Consider the following 22,139-nt stretch of genomic DNA (forward strand, 5'->3'; position numbering starts at 1 on the left):
GAGATTTATAATTAGTTAATTTATGAGATAGCGTTGTGCTGTGATCGTCCTCCAAAGTCGAGGGACTATCTACTAAATCCCTAATATGAAACTGTTACTCTGAAATCTCCTCCCCTAAAATAGTCATCTCAATTCTCACGTCTTGCCTCTTACCTCTAGCCTGTTACCTGTAGCATATTGCCTTTTGCCTCTTGCCTCTTGCCTCTTGCCTCTTGCCTCTTGCCTTTTGCCTTTTGCCTCTTGCCTCTTGCCTCTTGCCTCTTACCTCAAATTTGATTATTTTTTCGGTGTTGCTGCTGTTTTAGCGGCTAAATCGGTTATTTCTTCGGGAGTTAGTGGCATTAAAGCTTCTAGGGCAAAAGTTGTTGTTAGTTTACCGATACCAATTTGCACGGGGTTATCTTTATCCTCTGACATTTCTGGTGTAGATAATCTAGAGTCATAGTTTTTAACTAACAATAAAGGCTGTAATCGCTCAATGTTTCGTATGATTGATTGAGTTTGTTCAAAATCCCCTTCCATGTCCACAGTGATAATACTGTGTTTGAGTTTATTGTTAACTTCTACCCCAAAACTGCCATCTTCTACGAGAACAGGTTTTTCAGAGGTCGGGACAAATCTTTTTAGTTTGGCTCTAATGGCATTACCAAAAGCTTTACTATTACTGGAATCTATTAACCGACTGGTATCTAATAATAGAGTATCCAAACTTTTTTCATCTGCAAATAAAGCTAGAATTTGTTGTTGTTGTTGTTTGGCTTCGACTAAATCGGCTTCTATTTTACCAATTTGTTGAGCTTGGGTTTTCTTTTGATTAACTTCTGTTTGTAGTTGATCTTGTTTGGTTTGCAGTTGTTGATAGGTATCCCAAACGGGAAGGGCAATGTTAAATAGCATATAACCTGCACCAGCTACACCTAAGAAGCCGACTAAACCACCAATAATAGTTGGTGTTAAGGTGACACCAAAAACAACAGGACCAGAATTTTGAATCTCTGTACCTTGATTGGGGAAATTTAAATCATCACTGAATGTCATTGGGCAATGACTCCTACTTTTTTGATATTACGAAGTCTATCTACTAGTCCGACTGTACCTTTTTTCTCTAATTCTTGAATTAAATCAGATGCTGGCACATTACTTAAACCTGTTTTAATAGTGTATTTAACTACTTGAATGGGTTTAATTTTTAGATCAGATTTATCAGTTTTTGGGGGAAGAAATCCTGTTATGGCTGGTGCATCTATTAATTCTGCTGTGATGATTCTGGTTTCTTCTTTATTGAAAAATTTAGATTGTCCTATACTTAGGGCAAAATCGTTAACTAAGGGATAGGAAATGGCAAAACCAGAAATTTCTAAGAATCCAGCGGTGTTGGTGTTGTTGGGGGTGGTAGCAGCTACGGCATCTTTACCAGGGAGAGGGGGGGCAATTTGCTTAATGGTTTCGATTTGCACTTTGTTAGGAATGCGATCGCGCAAATCCTGTAACATTGCTGACCAAGGACGTATTTGATCAAACACTGTTACTAAGGCTTTATTTTGGGTACGAATGCCGGCTGATTCTGCTTTAATTTTGCTAATGTTGGCTATTTTACTATCTAAGCTCTTACCTTCCTCCTCTAACTTGGCGATTTCTTGGGTGACTTCAGCGGTTTTCCCTTCCAGGATGGATAAACCAATAAATATTAAAGCTGGGAATACTAAACCTACTCCCACTCCTATATAAACTGGGATTAAATTCCCTAGTTGAATAGGTGACTTCTCAACTTTCGTTGCTATTTGCTTTTGATATTCTGGGCGATCTTTAAGAAAGTTAATATCTAAACTGTACATTTTATTACACCCCTCGCATTCCTAAACCCAGGATAATACCCAACCCAGGACGTTTAATTAAAGGATATTTTTCAGCATCTACCTCCAAGGACAAAGAAGTAATTGGATCTATTTGGGTAGTTGGTAAACTCAATCTTTGAGTAAAAAACTCGTCAATTTGTGGTAATCCTCCCCCAGGACCTGCTAAAAGAATCTGTGCGACTTCTAGATTTTCACTTTGATTAAGGTAAAAATCAATGGAACGGCGCAGTTCATCGGCTAATTCTCCCAAAATTCTCAACATAGAAGCCATTCCAGGATTACTACCTGTTACCCCAGTATTGACTGAATCTGCTGAGGTTGTGGGAATAGTCATGCTCTCTAATATATCCATATCCCGTGATGTGGGTAGGTTCACGGCTCTTGACAGTGCTGCTTGTAGTTGATAAGTTCCTATTGGCACTGTTCGAGAAAATTGTGGCACACCATTGATAATGATGGCAATTTCTGTACTGTCAAATTCAATATCAACTAATACGGCTGCTTCTTCTGGACCAAATAGCCGCAGTTGATCACGGATGGTGCGAATGAGGGCAAAGCTGTTAATTTCTAAGATATCAACGGTTAATCCTGCCTGTTCAAAGGTATTCAAATAGGTTTGAGTGACATTTTTACGAGTCGCCACTAATAATACTTGTACTTTCTCGATGCCGTCTTCGTCTATAAAGTACCCAAGTTTTTGATAATCAACATCAGCTTCTTGGCGGTCATAGGGCAAATATAAGCAGGCTTCATGGTTAAGTACCATTTCTCGCAATTCTTGGTCATCTAATTCCGAGGGGACGGGAATTAAGCGAACGATCGCATCTCTTCCTGGAATACAAGTAGCCACCCGTGTAGCTTTGATTTTGCTTTGGGCGATCGCTTGCTGAATAATTTCGGACATTCCCGGAGAATCAGTAATTTGACCATCAGTAAATATACCCTCTGGCACTGGTACGGTTGTCAAAGATTCAATTTTTAAGTTTTGGCGTTGTTTGCGTAGTTGGACTACGTTCACCCGTTCCGGCGCTAGTTCAATCCCAATACCTCTATTGGATTTACCAAAGAAACTAGTAAAGGCTTTAACCACTGTTTTACCCGTTAGATTACTAAAGAAAAATAAGAAGTTAGGAGTCAGGAGTCAGGAGTCACGAGGAAGAAGGAAGAAAATTACCAATTACCCATTACCCATTACCCATTACTACAATTGATATATCCTATAAGCTCCACAATTCTCTATCCTCTTTTTACCCAGATTAATTCTAAAAATACTACCACCTACTACGATGATTCGATTGCAAAAATTTAAACAACTGTTTTGTTTAGCATTACTAGGCTTATTTACTAGCTGGATTGTTAGTTGTAGCACAAGCAATGTTAATAATAATCCCAAACCTGCGGCTGCTGGGGTTGCCACCATTGAGTTTTGGACAATGCAACTCCAACCGCAATTTACCGACTATTTCCAAGGTCTGATTAAGACATTTGAATCACAAAACCCAAGTATCAAAGTTAAATGGGTAGACATACCTTGGTCAGCGATGGAGAACAAGATTCTAACAGCAGTCTCAGCAAAAACGCCACCAGATGTTGTTAACCTTAATCCTGACTTTGCTTCCCAATTAGCAGGTAAAAATGCTTGGTTAGATTTAGATGCTAAAGTTCCTAGTCAAGTCCGTTCTACCTATTTACCAAATATCTGGCAAGCAAGTAGCCTCAATGGTAAGAGTTTTGGGATTCCTTGGTATCTCACCACGCGACTAACTATTTATAACACCGATTTGTTAAAACAAGGGGGTATGACAAAACCTCCTGCCACTTATGCAGAATTAGGGCAAGCAGCACAACAAATTAAGGATAAAACTGGTAAGTATGCAATATTCGCTACTTTTGTCCCCCAGGACTCTGGTGAGGTGCTGGAATCTTTGGTACAAATGGGTGTCACCCTTGTTAATGCTGAAGGTAAAGCCGGTTTTAATACCCCGCAAGGAAAAGCTGCTTTTCAATATTGGGTAGATTTGTATAAAAAAGGTTTGTTGCCCAAGGAGTCTTTAACTCAAGGACATCGTCATGCTATAGATTTATACCAGTCTGGAGAAACAGCTTTTTTAGCATCTGGTCCTGAATTTCTGAAAACTATTGCCAATAATGCTCCCAAGGTTGCCCAAGCTTCGGCAATTGCGCCACAAATTACGGGTGATACGGGTAAGAAAAATGTTGCCGTGATGAATATAGTTATTCCTCGTGATAGTAAATATCCTGATCAGGCTGTTAAGTTTGCTTTATTTGTTACAAATGATGAAAACCAATTAGCCTTTGCTAAAGCTGCTAATGTTCTACCTTCTACAGTTAAGGCATTGTCTGATACTTATTTCCAGGAAGTTCCTGCTAATGCTACATCGGCGGAAAAGGGGCGGGTGATTAGTGCGGCACAATTAAAACAAGCGGAGGTATTAACCCCCAAACTCAAAGATTCTAAACTTTTGCAAAAATCAATTTACGAAAATTTACAAGCGGCAATGTTAGGACAAAAAACAGTAGATAAAGCTGTGGAAGATGCCGCCCAGCAGTGGGATAATCGGTAATTGATTATGGGGGATTAGGTATACTAAACACGGTTCAGACATGGACTTTTACAAAATTACGAAAAACCTCAAGTCGTCTCATTCCTAGTCAGAGACTAGGAACGAGATGTGGTAGGGATTTGAGCTTAAGTTGACACATATCAGCTTTTGCCTTACCCCTACTACACATCTGGGTTCTTTGTCATTTGGCAAAAGTTTAAATCTCATCCGTGTTTAGTATATTTGTCACAAATCAGGATTTTCAGGATGATTTATTTTGTCTGATAGCGCGCTATCAGACAAAGATGCTAAAAAATTACCAATTAAATACAAAGAACCACATAAAACAACTTGATTATCTGTAGCACTAAAAGCAGTCTCTAAAGCTGAAAATACATCTTGATATATATGACAAAATTTCAAATCTGGACAAATTGATGTTGCCAACTTAGTTAATGCTGTTAAATCTGCTGAATTGCTATCAGGTACTGGAACTAAATATAATTTATCTCCTGCTTTGAGAAGTTCCTGAAAAATCTCACCATGATCTTTAGTTGCCAGCATTCCCATTACCCAAGTTATATTTTTGATATTGAGAGTATCTACATAATCACGTAAAACTGTGGCTGAGGCTGGGTTGTGTGCGCCGTCAATGAGGAGTTTATGGCTTTTCCATGTTGTCCATTGCATTCTCCCTGGCCACTTGGTTTTAGCCATACCATTAATCATAGCTTTCTCAGAAATTTGCCAATTTTGTGTTTGCAATATTTCCAAAGCAGCTAAAGCTAAAGCTGAGTTATGTAATTGAATTTTTCCCTGTAATGGTAAGGGATATTTGATTGTTTCTGGACTTGATATTTTTTGATATTCTGCCCAGTTTTGATTAATTTGATCAGATGGTTGTGGGGTAAAAATTGGGCATTCTAACTCTAGAATCCGCGATTTTACAACATTTTCCGCAGCTTCTGGCAATGAACCCACCACCACAGGACATCCCGGTTTAATAATTCCGGCTTTTTCTCTGGCAATATGGGCTACAGTTGGTCCAAGTTGTTGCCAATGTTCTCGACTAATAGAAGTAATGACTGTAACCAAAGGATTATTGCAGACATTAGTAGCATCTAAACGCCCCCCTAATCCTACTTCTATCACGGCAATATCAACTTTTTGCTGGGCAAAATATAACCAAGCCGCAGCGGTAATGACTTCAAATTGAGTAGGTGATTCTTCTTCTGGATTAATGGCTGCTTGAACTTGTAGTATTAATTCACACAGGTTATTACTATCAATTGGATATTCATTAATACAGATTCTTTCTGTCCAATCTATTAAATGGGGAGATGTGTAGCGTCCGGTTTTATAACCAGCCTCAGTAAGTACCGCAGACAGGTAAGCACAAACAGAACCTTTACCGTTAGTTCCAGCTACATGAATAATTGGCACTTGGTGATGGGGATTTCCCAAGGTTGCCAGTAAGTTGACAATCCGAGACAATCCCAAATTCACACCAAAATGCTGAAAGGGTTGAAGCAGGGAATCTACGTTCATGAGAATCGGTAATTGGTAATTAATTGGTAATTGGTAATTTCTTTCCCCTTCCCTGTTCCCTGTTCCCTAAATTACACTTCTTTGCTCAAAAAGTTTTGTACTTGTCTAAGAGCAGCAGCACCGATATTGAAAGCAGCCCAACCAGCAGCGATCGCTACAGGTGCTAAAACAATTAATACACGATTATCAAGGTCCATATCTAGAAGCCCTCTGTAAATTAAAAAATCTTAAGTTTTGTCAACAGTTCTCAACTTTTATTTTTATCTAAATTGGGGAATTTTTCCCAGATTCTATGTAAAGTTTGATTAAAAGTCAGGGAATAGGGAACAGGGAATAGGGAATAGGGAATAGGGAACAGGGAATAGGGAACAGGGAACAGGGAATAGGGAAGAAAAGAAGAGTTTTATTACCAATTACCAATTACCAATTACCCATTAGCAGCGTGAAGAAGGGCTAATTGGTGGTATTTTTCGGCGTGTTCGATGAGTTCGGTGATTTCAGTGTCTGTGAGTTGACGGACTACTTTACCGGGAATACCCATGACTAGAGAACCGGGGGGTACATTTTTGGTGACTACTGCACCTGCGCCGATAATGCTACCTGTGCCGACTCTTACGCCATTTAAGACTATTGCCCCAATACCAATTAAACAACCACGCTCAATGTGAGCAGAATGTACCACAGCGCGATGACCGACAGTGACATGATCTTCTAAGATTGTGGGGACACCGGGATCACCATGAAGAATTGCCCCGTCTTGAATATTTGTACATTCGCCAATTTCAATGCGTTCTACATCACCTCTCACCACAGATCCATACCAAATGCTGGCTTTGGCTGCTATGGTGACAGAACCAATAATGATGGCATTTGCTGCCACAAAAGCAGCTTGAGAAAATTCTGGAGATTTCCAGACGGAAGAGATAGACACGATAGAATATGGATATGGTACCCAGGAACACTGGAGAAACTCCAACCTTTAGAACTGGTTGCGAAACCAGAATATCACGACATTAACCTTCTATCGTTAGGCGGTTGTGAAACTTCTTCTCAAGCACTATCTTCATTTTATGTAGCATTGAGCAAGTTATCTAAAGTGGTGGAACAGGAGTGTAAAGTTAAACCTACCGGTGCTGGCAAAAAACACAATATTATGTTTATACGCACTTCATGATAAATCCAGGCTTTCAGTACCCGATATTTGGCCCTGAAATACAGTGTCCTCACTGTCGCCAAACGATTTCGGCATTGACATTGACGGATACTTATTTATGTCCTCGTCATGGCGCATTTGAAGCTGAACCCAAAACTGGGGAGTTAGTTCATTTACAGTCTGGTCGTCATTGGCGCAGATGGGATGGAGAATGGTATCGTCAACATACTCATCCTGATGGGATTCGCTTTGAAATTCATGAAGCTTTGGACAAGCTTTATACTCAGGGTTATCGAGCTACGAGGATTATTGTTGCTAACCGTTATCAGGAGTTGATGAGTGGCTATTTAGAACGGAGTACACCTTGGCGTTCTGGACAAGGGGAAGTTGCTACGGGGGCGCGATTATATGGCTTACCTGTAGAGTTTAGCCCCGATTCCGCTGCTGAACCTTGCTGGGAAGTAATTAACTTTGATTTGGATAAAGAACCTGGTGTGCCGGTGCGTTACCCATATTTTCGGTTGTTTGAGTAGGTAATAAGGCAAGAGGTAAGAGAGAAGAAAGTCTAAATAAATATCTTACTGTTCCCTGTTCCCTGTTCCCTGTTCCCCAATTTGGGTTTTAGATTGTAGATTAATCCAAAATCTAAAATCCAAAATTCTATGCACCATGCTTCTATTAGAACGGCAAATATCCATTTAGCGATCGCTTTTTATGAGCAGCTAGGGTTTAAGGTAGGCGATCGCTTCACTACCGGTTATACTCTAGCTTGCTGGATGGAAGGTTTAGGGACTCGAATTGAACTCATCCAAATTCCCCAACCCAAACCAGCCCCAGATGCTTTTAATGATGAGCATTATGTAGGCTATTATCATCTGGCGTTTGATGTGACACAGATTACATCAGATTTACCAACTTGGTTGGAAAGTTTAAGAATACGGTTAGCAACAATAGAATATTTACCACCCCTGAAAATTCTTTTAGAACCTACACAGCAGCAAATTGGCGATAACATTTTAGAAGTTGCGTTTATCGCTGATTTTGACGGGTTGCCTCTGGAATTTTTGCGGTTTTTGCATAAATCAACTTGAAAAGGGAACAGGTAATTGGTAATTGGTGAAAACTATTCTTCTTCCTCCTGATAACGCAGCGTGGCGTTAGCCATACTCCTGAATGGGCGCAAGCCCTGCGCCCCTACCTCTTGATAGCGCAGCGTGGCGTTAGCCATACTCCTGACTCCTTCCATGAGGTACAGAAACATTTGCCCAATTTTCTCAGTCAATCAATATATGTAACTTAAATTACATATATAGGACTCCTATTTGATTTTTGAACAGAACTCGGTACATACTGAAATCCTTCTTCCCTGTTCCCTGTTCCCTGTTCCCTGTTCCCTAACTCAACGGAAAATTCAGGAATCAAACCGGATTCCTATAGCTATTCGCCAAAGAGTATGTCTTTTTTCTCTATCGCACAACGACATCGCTTTTCCTTATTTATCTTGAGTATCTGGGTAATAGCAGCTTTTATCTTCCATCAAGATGCTGCTTTTAGCGGAGACAAGGCGGATTTTTCTCCCCGTCTCCACAACTTCGACTCAGAAAAATCTCATAAAACACTAGTCGCTAAGGAAACACCAAATCTCGCTATTACAGCAAATGTTCGGAAAACAGTCCTTGATAATGGGTTAACTGTTCTCACTAAAGAGGTTCATAATGCTCCTGTAGTCACAGTACAGGTGTGGTACAAGTTTGGCTCAGGTCAAGAAGCATCTGGTGTAAATGGTATTGCCCATCAATTAGAGCATCTTATGTTTAAAGGTACTAGCAATCGTCCGATTCAATTTGGGCGGTTATTTAGTGCTTTAGGCAGTGATTCTAATGCTTTTACCAGTTATGACCAAACTGCATATTACAATACGGCAGAACGGGACAAACTCACTGCTCTGTTGACGCTAGAAGCTGATAGGATGAAAAACTCACTAATAGATCCTCAACAGTTAGCTAGTGAGAAACGAGTAGTTATTTCTGAATTACAAGGTTATGAAAATAGCCCAGCATATAGGCTGAATCGCGCTGTGATGATGTCGGTTTTCCCAGATCATCCCTATAGATTACCTATTGGTGGGACTAAAGCTGATGTGGAAAAATTCACAGTTGCCCAAGTGCGGGAATATTACCAAAAATTCTATAGTCCTGACAATGCTGTTTTGATAATTGCGGGAGATTTTGACACCTCACAAACTTTGAAAAAGGTAGAAACTGTTTTTGGTAAAATCCCTAAACGCCAATATTCACCCCATAAGCTCATAATTCCATCCCCAGCCGCTACTCCTACACCTGTGATTAAGTTACAAGAACCGGGGGGAAATCCATTACTACAAATAATTTACCCACTTCCTCGAATTAATCAACCAGATATCCCCGCACTGGAAGTCATGGATTATATTTTGACTGCGGGTAAAAATTCTTACTTGTATCAGGAGTTAGTTGAATCAGGTTTAGCTCATGATGTTTCGGCAAATGTCGCTAGTTTACGCGCGGGTGGTTGGTATGAAATATTAGTGACATCTGTGGGAACTCAGAATTTAACTAAACTTGATGCGGCGGTAATCAAGGCTCTGGATAAACTTGTTAAAATCAGTGTGACAAAGGAACAAGTAGAACGAGCAAAAACCCAATTAACGGCTTCAGTAATTTTAAATAACCGTGATATTACCAATCAAGCTATGCAGTTGGGTAATGATCAAATCACGACCGATAATTACCAGTATACCGAAAATCACTTAGTAAATATTCGTAAGGTTCAAGTTTCTGATGTGATTAATGTCATCAATAAATACTTGCAACCAGAAGCACGGAAAGTGGGATTTTTTGAACCGACTAAACAAGTAGCAACAATTCAAAGTTCATCTTATTCAACACCAACACAAGAGAATTTTGGTACTGATATAGCTGTAGTTCCTGCGGAGGTTCAGCAGTATTTACCACCTTTAGACATATTAACCAAAGCTGAGAAAAGACAAATACCCCAGCAATTACAATTTGCTAATGGGTTACGCATACTACTGTTACCAGATAAAACTACGCCGACAGTTACTTTAAGCGGCAATATTAAAGCGGGAACAGAATTTGAGTCCGACAATCAGGGAGGATTAGCTTCTTTAGTGGCAGTAAATCTGATGAATGGCACTAAAAATCAAGATATGCGGACTATTGCCAAAGGATTAGAGGCAAAGGGCGCAAATTTGAATTTTGAAGCTTATCGTGAAGGTGTGCAGATTAAAGGTAGTAGTTTAGCGGTGGATTTACCTATTTTGCTGGGGACTTTGACGGATGTAATTAGAAATAGTACATTTCCTGAAAAAGAGTTTGTTATTGCGCGTCAACAAGCTTTAACTTCCTTAGATTCAGATTTAGATGATGCCGATAAGGTTGCAAATCGGACCTTTGTGCAGTCCATTTATCCGAAAAAACATCCATTACATACCTTTCCGACTGCGGAGAGTATTAGCAAAATTCAACGTCGAGATGTGATAGCTTTTAAAGCGCAACATTATCGTCCTGATACTACAGTTTTAGCAATTGTCGGTGATTTTGATGTTAACAAAGTGCGATCGCTCATTCAAGCAAAATTAGGAGATTGGCAAGTTCAAGGCAAACCACCAACGGTAAAATATCCCAATGTAGGGATGCCGAAAAATATGATTAACGTTAATCCTGTTGTTCCTGGTAAACCCCAAGCGATAACTTACATGGGTTATACTGGCATTAATCGTCAAGATAAACGATTTTATGCAGCGATGATCTTGAATCAAATTCTCGGAGGGGATACATTATCGAGTAGACTAGGGGCAGAAGTGCGCGATCGCCAAGGTTTAACCTACGGAATTTATAGCAATTTCATCACAGGTAAAAATGTTGGTACATTTCTCATTGAAATGCAAACCAGTCCAGAAGACGCACCCAAAGCAATTTCCAGTACCCGCAACCTCCTCAAACAAGTTCATCAACAAGGTGTTACCCCTATTGAAGTAGAAACAGCCAAACGGAATTTAATCAGCAGTTATAATATTTCCTTAGCCAATCCCGAACAATTAAGCCAAAAAATGGTAATGAATGAAGTTTACGGCTTAAATCAGGAAGAATTGCGATCATATATCAGCAAAATAGAGCAAGTCAGCCTCAATCAAGTCAATCAAGCTGCTCGTGAATTACTTCATCCTGATAAAATTGTAGTTGTCACAGCAGGTCCACCAATTCTTGCCCATAAAAAGATTAAATAAATCTGGTTCTACCGTTCCCCTTATGATTAAATATCCCTTTTATATGTACAAAACCATTACTGTATATGTGTTTTGCCTAAATTAAGAGCGATAGCGAAGCGCTCCGTAGGAATCGCTTATTTTTGAAGATATTAAACCCTCAAATCCAGTTAGAGCAAGGGTTTCAATGATTTTTTCGTAGAATATCATAAAGGGAGCGGTAGAGCCATAAATCTTAATGATAAGAATAGATGTGATTTGCAAATATCCATTTAGTCATGAGTAACTTCTTAATTCAGGTCTACTACAATCTACCTCGAATCATCTGTATATTTTCCCTGCTAATCAGTCTGGTAATCATGGGTGTATCTCCAGCAACAGCAGAAAACCTATCTAATAATTTACTAAAACAACCAGCTATAGAAATTACAGTTAACTTGGGTAATTCTAGTAATGAATTAAAATTTGAGCCAAATCACTTAGAATTGATCTCAGGTAAACGTTACAATCTCAAATTAAGTAATCCTAGCTCACAAAAACACTATTTTACAGCCAAAGACTTTGCCGATGCAATTTGGACGCAAAAAGTCGAAGCCGGAAATGTAGAAATTAAAGGTAATATTCACGAATTAGAACTTAAACCCGGCGCAGAGGCAGAATGGGTATTTGTACCTATGAAACCAGGTAAATACACTTTACGATGTACTATTGCTGGACACACAGAAGCAGGCATGAAAGGAGAAATTATCATTAAGTAAGTGATAATCTATCCCTAGAGACGCAAAATAAGTTAACTTAAAATATAGATATTTTTGGCAATAAATCTCAACAACTTCAAACCCAATCGGTAAAGCGCCGCTAACTCCTAAACTTCATATGAATATTTTCACCAACCTACTTTCGCAACCAGCACAGCCAAAACCTGAAAAACAACAACGCCGAGGGATTGAAATTAAATCAGCCCGTGAAATCGAAATTATGCGGCAATCGGCGAAGATTGTGGCAACTGTTCTTAAAGAAATTTCTGAGTTAGTGCAACCAGGAATGACAACGGCTGATTTAGATGCTTATGCGGAAAAACGCATCCGCGAAATGGATGCAACTCCTAGCTTTAAAGGATATCATGGGTTTCCCGCTTCCATCTGCTCTAGCATTAATCATGAAGTTGTCCATGGAATTCCTAGCCATAAAAAGGTAATTCGGGCAGGTGATGTATTAAAAGTTGATACAGGTGCTTATTATCAAGGTTTTCATGGTGATTCCTGTATTACTATCGCTGTGGGTAGTGTGACGAGTGAAGCCGCAAGACTGATTAAAATAGCCGAGGAATCTCTATATAAAGGGATTGAACAAGTAAAAGCTGGTGTCCATTTAACGGAGATTGCCGGTGCAATTGAAGATCATGTCAAAGCCAATGGATTTACAGTGGTGGAACAATTTACTGGTCATGGTGTAGGTAGAAATTTACACGAAGAACCAGCGGTATTTAACTATCGGACTCGTGAGATACCAAATGTGAAATTGCGTTCAGGAATGACTTTAGCAATTGAACCAATTTTAAATGCTGGTTCTAAGAATACCCGAATTTTAGCTGATAGATGGACTGCGGTAACAGTTGATAATGCTTTATCTGCTCAATTTGAGCATACTGTATTAGTTACAGATAGTGGGTATGAAATTTTGACTGATAGAACTCATCTTTAACTATGATTCTTTTGATTTAGATGATTTATATGATTTATATGACAAATGACAAATGACAACTGACAACTGACCAATTAAATTGTTAATTCCCACCAAGTTTTTTGACCAACGACACCATCTGTTGATAGACGGCGACGATTTTGAAAAGCTTTGACAGCAGTTTCGGTGACTGGTCCAAAAACTCCATCAATAGGTATTCCATAACCGTTGGCAATTAAAAGTTTTTGTAAAGCTCTCACAGATATACCTGAACTACCAAAACTAATAACCGGCATGGGTTGGTTCTGGGTTCTGGGATATCTTGTGGATACCGGAATACCTCTTTTTTTTGTTATGGGGATATTGCCAGCATCAGCTATTTTAAAAGAACTGAGGGGCATCTGTTTTTGGGTTATTTGCTCAAAGATTTTGTGCCTTCGGAATGAGAGGATTGAAAGATGATTTGGGGAAGTTATACCGATTTGAGTAAATTCTGGCGGTGTAATTTGATGGTAAACAGCTAATTTATTGGATTGATCATTTGTTAAACCCATACCATTCTCTCTGGGAAAGATTTTCTGTGAGAGAAAATGGGGTACATTTAGTGGTTTTGGATTCAATACACCCATCATCAGCAGTCCGATTTCAGTCATTTTATTTTATCGCTGTGCTTATTTATAAAGTAGTAAATAGCAAAAGAAAAGTAGAGGCAATGTAGAATGGTACTGAGTTATTTAGAAAATTAAATATATACTCAAAACGGCTTGATTGTTTGATTCTAAAGGTAGGGGTAAAGCAAGAGCTTCATTGGTGTCAACTTAGGCTACAGATGGCTTATTTGTTGGCTTCAACACCCACCCAGAAATGATAGCGTAGCGTGGCGTAAGCCATATTTCCGGGCTAATAGCGAAAGTAAACTCAAGTTTACTCAAAAATTTCCGGGTTATTTAGTCATCAAAAGACAACTTCTGCTATTAGACTGGGAATTCATTCCCAGGCGGGCTTTACCCCTACACATCTGGGTTCTTTGTCATTTGGCAAAAGTTTAAATCTCACCCGTGTTTAGTATAATACCTGTATACAGGTATCCGAGCAAAATTAATTGAATATCTGGAGAATAAATGGGAACAAATAAAAATCCCTATTCCCCACTCTCTTTTTTGTAAAGATTCTCACAATAAATCTAGTACACTGCGGCTTAAATAACCCAGCCATTCTCACTCGCTAAAAAGCTTATGACCTATTGCTTTTGATTTTTAACTTCCGCCTGGCGGTACTAGCGGTTAATATCGGAAGAATGATCTGATTTGAGACTATAATTATTATGAATTTTATTCATCTATCTTAAGGGAGTTAAAATTATCAAAAAAATATTTAGGTCTTGGTAAAGGATAAAAAATCCCAATTGATTAGATTGGGAATATCAAATCTTGAATAAATTTGTTGGGGTATTTGTCAGCACGGTGGCATGGTGTAATTAACCCATCCCATTAGTAACTGGATGGAAGTAGAAGGCAAAACCCAAGACAGTATAAGCTGCTAGAAGTAATGTTCCTTCTAACCAATTAGATTTACCATCGGAACTAATGCTATTAGCAATTAAAACTGATACAGCAACAGCTACTAATTCAAAGGGGTTAAAATCTAAATCCATTGGTTGTCCAACTATCCAACCGGCAATTACTAAGACTGGGGCGACAAACAGGGCAATTTGCATACTTGAACCTACGGCGACAGACATAGCCAGATCCATTTTATTTTTCATGGCTACGGTGACTGCGGTGGCGTGTTCAGCAGCGTTACCGATAATGGGAACTAAAATTACCCCGGTAAATAGTGCGCTTAGACCTAGTTTAGATGTAGCGACTTCTAAGGAATCAACTAGCAATTCTGACTCCCAGGCAACTAACAGGGTACAAACTAAAAGCACACCACTCCATAACCAGACATTTGGTTTTTCATGGGTAACTTCGTCTTCTTCTATTTCTGCTATACCAACTTCATACAAATAAGCATGAGTTTTCATCGAAAATAGTAGTGTTAAGCCGTAAACCAAAATTAGGACAATGGCTACAGCTAGGGAGAGATTCTGCACGGTTGCTTCGCTAATACCTATGGAGGTATAGTTCATTGCTGTTGGTAGCAAAATAGCAATTACTGCCAAGTTCATAGAGGAAGCATTTACTCGCGCTACAACTGATTCAAATGTTTGTTCTTTGTAACGAATTCCCCCTAGTAGCATGGATAAGCCCATAACTAAGAGTAAGTTACTGATAATTGAACCTGTGATACTGGCTTTAACGACATCTATTAAACCCGCGTTCAGGGCAACTAAGGCGATAATCAATTCTGTGGCATTGCCAAAAGTCGCGTTTAAAAATCCGCCTATTCCTGGACCGACGACTACGGTGATTTCTTCGGTAGCTGTACCCATCCACGCTGCTAGGGGGAGAATCGCTAATGCTGCGGTGATGAAAACTATTAAGTCTCCCCATTCTAAAAAGTGGGCTGCTAGAGATATGGGTATAAACAGCAGCAGAATGGTGAAAATAATGTTCTTGATTGACATTTTTACCTTGAGTTTAGGGGATTTTTACACAATGTCTAAAATATCATGTGCATTTGAATACCTATCATATCTGTACATTAGTCATTAGTCATTAGTCATTGGTCATTGGTCATTGGTTAAGTAGGTGAACACAATAAACAATAAAACCAAACTGTGTAAAGAAACGTAAAATCGCTGAAAACTTCTTTACTTTTGTCTCTTGCCTCTTGCCTTGCTATAACGACAATTTTCAACGCCAACCTACTTATTGGTGATTGAGCAAATTCTTCCTCCTGAACTCCTGATAGCGAAGCGTGGCGTTAGCCATACTCCTGAATGGGCGCAGGCCCTGCGCCCCTACCTCATGGTAGCGTGGCGTTAGCCATACTTCTGAACTTCTATTCCTCACAGTGACAACAATTGTAAAAAGGTATATATAGTAAGAATATTCTTCAAAATTACACATTTATTTGGATAAAAATATATGACTTTGGCAGCGGAAATACCAAGTAGTTATGACTCAATATTACCATTAGATCAAGAGGCTAAATCCAGTCCTGAACATGATCCTCTGAAAACTGCTCAGGGTGTTTATGTTACAGTTCATGGGCATTTTTATCAACCTCCTAGAGAAAATCCTTATCTTGATGCTATTGAACGTCAACCTAGTGCTAGTCCTTTTCATGACTGGAATGAGCGGATTCATTGGGAATGCTATCGTCCTAATGCTTTTGCTAGGGTCTTCAATGACCGAGGCGAGATTGTGAAGATTGTCAATAATTATGAGTACATGAGCTTTAATATCGGTCCAACGCTGATGTCGTGGTTAGAACGCTACGATATGGAGGTTTATCAGCGGATTTTAGAGGCTGATGCTAAAAGCTGCGATCGCCTCAATGGTCATGGCAATGCGATCGCTCAAGTTTATAATCATATTATCCTGCCTCTAGCCAATGAACGGGATAAACATACACAAATTCGCTGGGGTAAGGAAGATTTCCGTTCTCGCTTTGGTCGTGAACCTGAAGGAATGTGGTTGGCGGAAACAGCCGTAGATTATGCCACTTTAGAAGCCTTGGTAGCGGAAGGCATTAAATTTATCATTTTAGCCCCTTCTCAAGCCCAGCGTTGTCGTCTAATCCCCACAGGAGATGATTCTGGTGGTCAATGGCATGAGGTGGGGGGTAATCAGATTGATCCTACTCGTCCTTATCGCTGTTATTTAGATAGTGACGAGTCTGCAAAAACATCAACTGCCTATATTGATATCTTTTTCTACGATGGTCCAATTTCGCGGGATATGGGTTTTAGTGATGTTGTCTACAATTCCCATCATTTTGCAGGACGGATTGGGGCGGCTATTCGCGGGGATCATCGTCAGTCCCAATTGATTTCTGTAGCTACAGATGGAGAAACTTTTGGACATCATAAAAAGGGAACAGAGAAGACTTTAGCCTATGCCTTTATTGGTGAGTTTCCCCGTCATGGTTGGACTGTCACCAATTTTGCCCACTATCTAAGTTTAAATCCTCCCTCTTGGGAAGTAAAATTAAAGTCGGTGACGGCTTGGAGTTGCGCTCACGGTGTGGACAGATGGCAGGATGATTGTGGTTGTGGTGGTGAAGGGGGTGTGTGGCATCAAAAATGGCGACGACCCTTACGTAATGCGTTAAATTGGCTGCGAGATCAGTTAATTGATGTCTATGAGGAATATGGTAATCCCTTATTTCGTGATCCTTGGCAAGCGAGGGACGAATATATTCATGTCATGGGCGATCGCACTCCCGCTAATATTCACCGGTTTCTATCTCACCATCAAACTCGCAAACTCCAAGCGGCTGAACAGGTAGAAGCTTTACGCTTGTTGGAAATGCAGCGTCACTCTTTACTAATGTTCACCAGTTGCGGCTGGTTTTTTGAGGAAATTTCTCGCCCAGAGGGAACACAGATTTTGCGTTATGCCTCTCGCGCTTTAGAATTAGCAGGAGATGTGGCAGGTGTACAATTAGAAAAAGGCTTTCTTAAACGTTTGGGTTTAGCTCCTAGTAATGTGGAAGAGTTTAAACATGGGGCGGAGATATATCGTCAGTTAGTGCTAACTGCCCAAATTGATTTTAAACAAGTTGCTTCCCATTACGCTATTACTTCCCTTTTTAATCATCACAAAAATACTCTCCCTCAACAACAAACAGATAAACATCACCATATTCCTCATCAGCGTGTTTATTGCTATAATGCCCATGAGCTAGATTATCATAAGCAAAGCTTGGGACCATTAACTATGGCAGTGGGGCATTTGCAGCTAGTGTCAGATATTACTTGGGAAAGTGAAAATTTAGTATTTGCGGTTTTGCATTTGGGTGGTTGGGATTTTCATTGCTGTATTCAGCAGTTTGCAGGACGACGTAACTATAGTCAAATCAAGGAAAAGCTGTTTACGTCCCTACAACAGGCTAGTATCGCTCATGTGATTTTGGTGATGACTCAATTATTTGGGGACGATACCTTTAGTTTACAGACTTTATTTGCGGAAGAACGTCACCGGATTATGCGGTTGTTGAGTCAGGATACACTGGCACGATTAGACCAGTTATATACTCAGGCATATCGTGATAATTACGGTGTGATTATGGCTTTTCATCGGGATGAGTTGGAAGTACCACGAGAATTACAGGTAGCGGCGGAAATTGCTTTGGGGTATCGTTGTCTAACAACGTTGAAATCTCTAGAACAAGATATTACTGAATTGCAATTAAGCTGGAATTTGATTGGAGAGTTGGAAGCGATCGCTACTGAAGCTGAACATCTGCGTTGTCAATTGAATATTCCCGATGGTAATCAAATTTTAGAGCAATTAATAGTCCGGTTATTGTGGCAATTATTATATACTGCCAATAGCAAGATAGATGCAGATATTCAGCGGTTAGAACGATTAATTGATGTTGGTTATAAATTACATCTTGGCATTAATTTAAACCATTCCCAAGAACTCTATTGGAGTTGTTTACACAGTCAAATATTGCCACGAATTACCAGTCTTGAGAGTGAAGCAGAAACTATGCAATGTCGTCAATTACTGAAACTAGGACAAAAATTAGCTGTTGATGTCAGTCCTTATTTAGATAAATTGCCATAAACTTGTCCTGTGGGCATTGCCAACACTATAGAACGCAAAAGATAAATTCTCTGATCTTTTTAACCCACCTTTGCCAAAAAGAAACTCTATGCGGTTAAAACCGCACGAGTCGCTTATATCTCAGCGGCTTTAGCCACTGAGCTTTACGCTTACCGGATATTCCTGTAAACTTTGACTATTAGCCATGAAATATGGCTAACGCCACGCTACGCTATCATTTCTGGGTGGGTGTGGAAGCCAAACAAATAAGCCATCTGTAGCTTAAGTTGACACCATTCAGCTTTTGCTAAACCCCCATTGACTTAAAATTTACACTTGGCCAGTCTGGTTGACGATAATAATGGGTCATATTATCAAATTTTCGTAATTCCACCTGATCAATGAGAAAATCTGGCGTATCTAACGGCAATGATTGATTAAACTCACAAAACATGGTAGTCAGGTTTACCCTGTTTAATTCTGGGGGAATTTCGCCAAAGTAACCCAATGTCACATGGGCTGTAAAATGATAATGCTGCTCAATACCCAAACCCATTAATGTGCGATTTTGATAAATTATCCGCCGAAATTGAATAATTTCCTCATAGGAACGTTTATCTTTTGGTACTAAACACATACCCACAGCCCTGGGCATGACAATCAATCCTAACATTTGCCAAGATATAGGTGATCCCTTTGTCATCAATTTTTGATATTCTTGAAACCTCTCAGCTAATTGAGAATTCAAATCTTCAGCAAATTGAGGGTTTTTTGCACAAGCATGATGAAAAGCGCTGTCCCAAATTAAATCTGCCACCGTCACATGAAAACTAGCAGGAGGAACAGGTACAATCAAATCACTAGCAATGGGTAACTTTAATAATTGCTGTTGATAGGCTTGTATTTTGCTGTAAAAAGCAGCGTTATTTGCGTCTTCTTGTGCTGGTGGGGTAATCAGCGTATAGCCTGGAAAGGGTGTAGCCTCTCTGACTCCAGCATGAACTCGAAATTTAGAAGATTCCTGAATATGCTGAATCTGGGTTTTGTAAGCTTCTGGTAGCGTCATGCGTGCTACCCGATTTAAATAAGTTTGGTAGTTGTCGTCCAATCTTGATCACCTTGCGCTCTTTTGATAGATTGTAGGGAGATTTACTCAATTTGACCAAATTAATTTTTAATTTTAATTAAATTACCATGCCAATATATGTTTACTGGGGCGAAGATGATTTTGCGATGGAAAAAGCCGTAGTCACTTTGCGCGATCGCATTCTTGATCCCCTGTGGACTAGTTTTAACTATACCTCATTTCCTCCAGATCAACCCGATCCTATCATCCAAGCTTTAAATCAAGCAATGACACCGCCATTCGGTGCTGGTGGGCGTTTCGTATGGCTCATCAACACCACTCTGGGGCAAAATTGTCCAGACCACATCCTCGCAGAATTACAACGCACTCTTAAGGTCATCCCTCCAGACTCTACCTTACTATTAACCAGTCGCAACAAACCAGATGAACGACTGAAAAGCACAAAACTCCTCAAACAATTTGCAACAATTTCCGAATTTTCCCTCATTCCCCCTTGGAAAACCGAACTTTTAGTCCAATCAGTTCAACAAGTCGCTCAAACCATCGGTCTAAAAATCAGTCCCCTAGTAGCCGAACTATTAGCCGAATCCGTAGGCAATGATACCCGTCTTCTCTACAATGAACTCGAAAAATTACGTCTTTATACAGAAGGTAGTGGCAAACCTTTAGATGTGAATACAGTATCGGAATTAGTCAGAAATACTACTCAAAACACCTTACAACTAGCAACAGCCATCAGAACTGGAGACACCCCAAAAGCCTTAGGCATCTTAGGTGATCTCAGCAATGCAGCCGAACCGGGTTTACGGATAGTTGCCACACTCATTGGTCAATTTCGCACCTGGTTATTAGTAAAAATGATGATGGACAGTGGTGAACGCAACCCCCAAGCGATCGCTCAAGGTGCTGAAATCTCTAACCCCAAACGCATCTACTTCCTACAGCAAGAAGTCAAATCCCTCCCCCTACAGCAACTCATCTCTGCCTTACCACTGCTATTAGAATTAGAAGTCAGCCTCAAGCAAGGTGCATCCGAAACCTCAACACTACAAACTAAAGTCATCGAACTTTGTCAAATATGCCGCCGCACTTAATATCCACATCGAAATATTCAATTTCAATCTTGACTGGAACTTCTAATTCAGAAAATAATTCAAACATATTATGTTATTCCCTATTTTCCCTCTGTGTCACCTGTTGTATGCTCAAAACTTATAGTCTTTATTTAACCAAACGGTTGCAGAGAACCCCCTATCAATCCTTGATCTTGGCAACTATTACCAGTACAAGCCTGATTTCTGGGACTTTTGGCCTCAATTCCAAAGTAACTGCTCAAACTTTAAACCTTAACAGTACAGAAGTAACTAATTACGCAAAAGCTGTATTAGGCATGGAGCCAGCCCGTCAGCAGGCCTTTAAAGAAATTAAAAACCTGATCGGTAGCAAAGACATTCCCCAAGTAATCTGTAATGATTCCAAAAGTTTCATTACACTACCAAACAAAGCCAAAGATATTGCCGTAAATTATTGCAACCATTCTCAAAAGATAGTTGAGGATAGTGGTCTCACCATCGAGCAATTTAACAAAATTACCGTAGAAATCCAAAAAAACAGTAATTTAAAACGACAGCTTTATAATACATTACTGCGCTTACAAAAGGATTCCCCCTCAAAAACTTCCCAATAAATAACCTTAAATTACAAGAGGCAAGAGGCAAGGGGCAAGAGGCAAGAGTAAAGAAGTTTTCAGCGATTTTACGTTTCTTTACACAGTTTGGTTTTATTGTGTTCACCTACTTAGGGCTTGCTGATAGCGCAGCGTGGCGTTAGCCATACTTATGTCCCTCACAGATAACTTTTCCAGCAACCCCTACTTATTACTATATTTCTCTAACCTGCATCAAGCAGAAAATATCACTCTTGTTTTTTCGCCATATCCATAACATTATTGCCGATCAGATAAATCAAAAATACCCTAAATCCCTAATTGCATAGGGCTTTCAGCTATTTCCGACCCACCCCCTAAAAAATATTTCTCAAACCCCTTGACAGAAAAAGGAAGGATTGCTATATTAAATAAGTGCCGAGAGAAAGAAACGACTCCCGGACAACTGAACCGAGAAAAAATAATACTTTGAAAGAATAGATTAAACCAATCCTCGTCGTCAAGATAATTGAAAGAGGATTCGAGATTTTAACTAATTTCGGAGCCAACAAACTCGAAAGAAACAAAATGGAGAGTTTGATCCTGGCTCAGGATGAACGCTGGCGGTATGCTTAACACATGCAAGTCGAACGGTCTTTTCGGAGATAGTGGCGGA

General features: G+C 39.7%; 19 protein-coding genes and 1 rRNA gene. 10 read left to right on the forward strand and 10 right to left on the reverse strand.

Going from position 1 to position 22,139, the window contains the following annotated elements; translation table 11 throughout:
* Nucleotides 1-276: 276 nt before the first annotated feature.
* Genes AN486_RS21315 through pilM form a run of 3 tightly spaced genes read right to left on the reverse strand, consistent with a single transcriptional unit; the run spans nt 277 to nt 2,946 of the window.
* Complete coding sequence (locus AN486_RS21315) at nt 277-1,038, reverse strand: pilus assembly protein PilO (RefSeq protein ID WP_053539332.1); 762 nt, start codon at nt 1,036-1,038, stop codon at nt 277-279.
* Nucleotides 1,035-1,835 carry a PilN domain-containing protein gene (locus tag AN486_RS21320; protein WP_039201367.1) on the reverse strand — a complete coding sequence of 267 codons (801 nt, stop codon included), beginning with the start codon at nt 1,833-1,835 and terminating at the stop codon, nt 1,035-1,037. Before AN486_RS21320 ends, AN486_RS21315 begins: the two co-directional genes overlap by 4 nt.
* Before the next feature lie 4 nt (nt 1,836-1,839).
* Nucleotides 1,840-2,946: a type IV pilus assembly protein PilM gene (gene pilM, locus AN486_RS21325; protein WP_290602464.1), complete on the reverse strand. Its 1,107-nt coding sequence runs from the start codon at nt 2,944-2,946 to the stop codon at nt 1,840-1,842.
* Nucleotides 2,947-3,142: 196 nt separating this feature from the next.
* Here pilM and AN486_RS21330 point away from each other — a divergent pair, with 196 nt between their 5' ends.
* Nucleotides 3,143-4,441 (forward strand): sugar ABC transporter substrate-binding protein, encoded by a 1,299-nt coding sequence (locus AN486_RS21330; protein ID WP_039201368.1) that lies wholly within the window; start codon nt 3,143-3,145, stop codon nt 4,439-4,441.
* Between the two features lie 225 nt (nt 4,442-4,666).
* On the opposite strand, the gene AN486_RS21335 is transcribed toward AN486_RS21330, so the two are convergent.
* The 3 genes from AN486_RS21335 to AN486_RS21345 form a co-directional block, all read right to left on the reverse strand.
* The gene (locus tag AN486_RS21335; RefSeq protein WP_290602465.1) at nt 4,667-5,968 is read right to left on the reverse strand and encodes a folylpolyglutamate synthase/dihydrofolate synthase family protein; all 1,302 of its coding nucleotides are present in this window, start codon (nt 5,966-5,968) and stop codon (nt 4,667-4,669) included.
* Nucleotides 5,969-6,039: 71 nt separating this feature from the next.
* Nucleotides 6,040-6,165 carry a photosystem II protein Y gene (locus AN486_RS21340; RefSeq protein ID WP_290602467.1) on the reverse strand — a complete coding sequence of 42 codons (126 nt, stop codon included), beginning with the start codon at nt 6,163-6,165 and terminating at the stop codon, nt 6,040-6,042.
* A gap of 230 nt (nt 6,166-6,395) precedes the next feature.
* Nucleotides 6,396-6,899: a gamma carbonic anhydrase family protein gene (locus tag AN486_RS21345; RefSeq protein ID WP_053539328.1), complete on the reverse strand. Its 504-nt coding sequence runs from the start codon at nt 6,897-6,899 to the stop codon at nt 6,396-6,398.
* A 239-nt stretch (nt 6,900-7,138) separates the two neighbouring features.
* Between AN486_RS21345 and AN486_RS21350 the strand changes: the two genes are divergently transcribed.
* On the forward strand, nt 7,139-7,654 hold the full coding sequence (locus AN486_RS21350; protein WP_027403906.1) for a TIGR02652 family protein: 516 nt from the start codon (nt 7,139-7,141) through the stop codon (nt 7,652-7,654).
* 129 nt (nt 7,655-7,783) lie between these two features.
* On the forward strand, nt 7,784-8,212 hold the full coding sequence (locus tag AN486_RS21355; protein ID WP_053539327.1) for a VOC family protein: 429 nt from the start codon (nt 7,784-7,786) through the stop codon (nt 8,210-8,212).
* Between the two features lie 32 nt (nt 8,213-8,244).
* Here AN486_RS21355 and AN486_RS21360 read toward each other — a convergent pair whose 3' ends face one another.
* Nucleotides 8,245-8,382, reverse strand: a complete 138-nt coding sequence (locus AN486_RS21360; RefSeq protein WP_168635257.1) for a hypothetical protein — start codon at nt 8,380-8,382, stop codon at nt 8,245-8,247.
* Nucleotides 8,383-8,574: 192 nt separating this feature from the next.
* Between AN486_RS21360 and AN486_RS21365 the strand changes: the two genes are divergently transcribed.
* The 3 genes from AN486_RS21365 to map all read left to right on the forward strand — a co-directional run bounded on the left by AN486_RS21365 (nt 8,575) and on the right by map (nt 13,089).
* Entirely contained in the window at nt 8,575-11,406 is a 2,832-nt protein-coding gene (locus AN486_RS21365; RefSeq protein ID WP_290602468.1) for a pitrilysin family protein, read from the forward strand.
* 338 nt (nt 11,407-11,744) lie between these two features.
* Nucleotides 11,745-12,143, forward strand: coding sequence for a cupredoxin domain-containing protein (locus tag AN486_RS21370; RefSeq protein WP_306459797.1), 399 nt, complete (start codon nt 11,745-11,747; stop codon nt 12,141-12,143).
* A gap of 118 nt (nt 12,144-12,261) precedes the next feature.
* Complete coding sequence (map, locus tag AN486_RS21375) at nt 12,262-13,089, forward strand: type I methionyl aminopeptidase (RefSeq protein ID WP_053539325.1); 828 nt, start codon at nt 12,262-12,264, stop codon at nt 13,087-13,089.
* 74 nt (nt 13,090-13,163) lie between these two features.
* Here map and AN486_RS21380 read toward each other — a convergent pair whose 3' ends face one another.
* Nucleotides 13,164-13,721: a peptidoglycan-binding protein gene (locus AN486_RS21380; RefSeq protein ID WP_290602470.1), complete on the reverse strand. Its 558-nt coding sequence runs from the start codon at nt 13,719-13,721 to the stop codon at nt 13,164-13,166.
* Between the two features lie 824 nt (nt 13,722-14,545).
* Nucleotides 14,546-15,637 carry a calcium/proton exchanger gene (gene cax / locus AN486_RS21385; protein ID WP_290602471.1) on the reverse strand — a complete coding sequence of 364 codons (1,092 nt, stop codon included), beginning with the start codon at nt 15,635-15,637 and terminating at the stop codon, nt 14,546-14,548.
* Nucleotides 15,638-16,100: 463 nt separating this feature from the next.
* On the opposite strand from cax, the gene AN486_RS21390 reads away from it, so the two are divergent.
* A complete protein-coding gene (locus tag AN486_RS21390; protein ID WP_290602472.1) occupies nt 16,101-18,752 on the forward strand; it encodes a DUF3536 domain-containing protein in 2,652 nt (883 codons plus the stop codon).
* A gap of 286 nt (nt 18,753-19,038) precedes the next feature.
* On the opposite strand, the gene AN486_RS21395 is transcribed toward AN486_RS21390, so the two are convergent.
* Nucleotides 19,039-19,839 (reverse strand): DUF1868 domain-containing protein, encoded by an 801-nt coding sequence (locus AN486_RS21395; RefSeq protein WP_199924242.1) that lies wholly within the window; start codon nt 19,837-19,839, stop codon nt 19,039-19,041.
* A gap of 86 nt (nt 19,840-19,925) precedes the next feature.
* Between AN486_RS21395 and holA the strand changes: the two genes are divergently transcribed.
* The 3 genes from holA to AN486_RS21410 all read left to right on the forward strand — a co-directional run.
* The gene (holA, locus tag AN486_RS21400) at nt 19,926-20,912 is read left to right on the forward strand and encodes a DNA polymerase III subunit delta (protein WP_053539321.1); all 987 of its coding nucleotides are present in this window, start codon (nt 19,926-19,928) and stop codon (nt 20,910-20,912) included.
* Nucleotides 20,913-21,019: 107 nt separating this feature from the next.
* On the forward strand, nt 21,020-21,505 hold the full coding sequence (locus tag AN486_RS21405) for a DUF4168 domain-containing protein (protein ID WP_290602473.1): 486 nt from the start codon (nt 21,020-21,022) through the stop codon (nt 21,503-21,505).
* Between the two features lie 543 nt (nt 21,506-22,048).
* Nucleotides 22,049-22,139: ribosomal RNA gene (locus AN486_RS21410) — 16S ribosomal RNA — on the forward strand; the annotation flags it as partial.

Origin of the sequence: Anabaena sp. AL93 (assembly GCF_001672085.1) — a bacterium.
GTDB classification, from domain to species: domain Bacteria; phylum Cyanobacteriota; class Cyanobacteriia; order Cyanobacteriales; family Nostocaceae; genus Dolichospermum; species Dolichospermum heterosporum.

Excerpts from the sequence above, each read along its gene's own strand:
- AN486_RS21315 (WP_053539332.1), bottom strand. The coding sequence starts at position 1,038 with ATGACATTCAGTGATGATTTAAATTTCCCCAATCAAGGTACAGAGATT.
- AN486_RS21320 (WP_039201367.1), bottom strand. The coding sequence starts at position 1,835 with ATGTACAGTTTAGATATTAACTTTCTTAAAGATCGCCCAGAATATCAA.
- AN486_RS21330 (WP_039201368.1), top strand. The coding sequence starts at position 3,143 with ATGATTCGATTGCAAAAATTTAAACAACTGTTTTGTTTAGCATTACTA.
- AN486_RS21335 (WP_290602465.1), bottom strand. The coding sequence starts at position 5,968 with ATGAACGTAGATTCCCTGCTTCAACCCTTTCAGCATTTTGGTGTGAAT.
- AN486_RS21340 (WP_290602467.1), bottom strand. The coding sequence starts at position 6,165 with ATGGACCTTGATAATCGTGTATTAATTGTTTTAGCACCTGTAGCGATC.
- AN486_RS21350 (WP_027403906.1), top strand. The coding sequence starts at position 7,139 with ATGATAAATCCAGGCTTTCAGTACCCGATATTTGGCCCTGAAATACAG.
- AN486_RS21355 (WP_053539327.1), top strand. The coding sequence starts at position 7,784 with ATGCACCATGCTTCTATTAGAACGGCAAATATCCATTTAGCGATCGCT.
- AN486_RS21360 (WP_168635257.1), bottom strand. The coding sequence starts at position 8,382 with ATGTTTCTGTACCTCATGGAAGGAGTCAGGAGTATGGCTAACGCCACG.
- AN486_RS21365 (WP_290602468.1), top strand. The coding sequence starts at position 8,575 with ATGTCTTTTTTCTCTATCGCACAACGACATCGCTTTTCCTTATTTATC.
- AN486_RS21370 (WP_306459797.1), top strand. The coding sequence starts at position 11,745 with ATGGGTGTATCTCCAGCAACAGCAGAAAACCTATCTAATAATTTACTA.
- map (WP_053539325.1), top strand. The coding sequence starts at position 12,262 with ATGAATATTTTCACCAACCTACTTTCGCAACCAGCACAGCCAAAACCT.
- AN486_RS21380 (WP_290602470.1), bottom strand. The coding sequence starts at position 13,721 with ATGACTGAAATCGGACTGCTGATGATGGGTGTATTGAATCCAAAACCA.
- cax (WP_290602471.1), bottom strand. The coding sequence starts at position 15,637 with ATGTCAATCAAGAACATTATTTTCACCATTCTGCTGCTGTTTATACCC.
- AN486_RS21390 (WP_290602472.1), top strand. The coding sequence starts at position 16,101 with ATGACTTTGGCAGCGGAAATACCAAGTAGTTATGACTCAATATTACCA.
- holA (WP_053539321.1), top strand. The coding sequence starts at position 19,926 with ATGCCAATATATGTTTACTGGGGCGAAGATGATTTTGCGATGGAAAAA.
- AN486_RS21405 (WP_290602473.1), top strand. The coding sequence starts at position 21,020 with ATGCTCAAAACTTATAGTCTTTATTTAACCAAACGGTTGCAGAGAACC.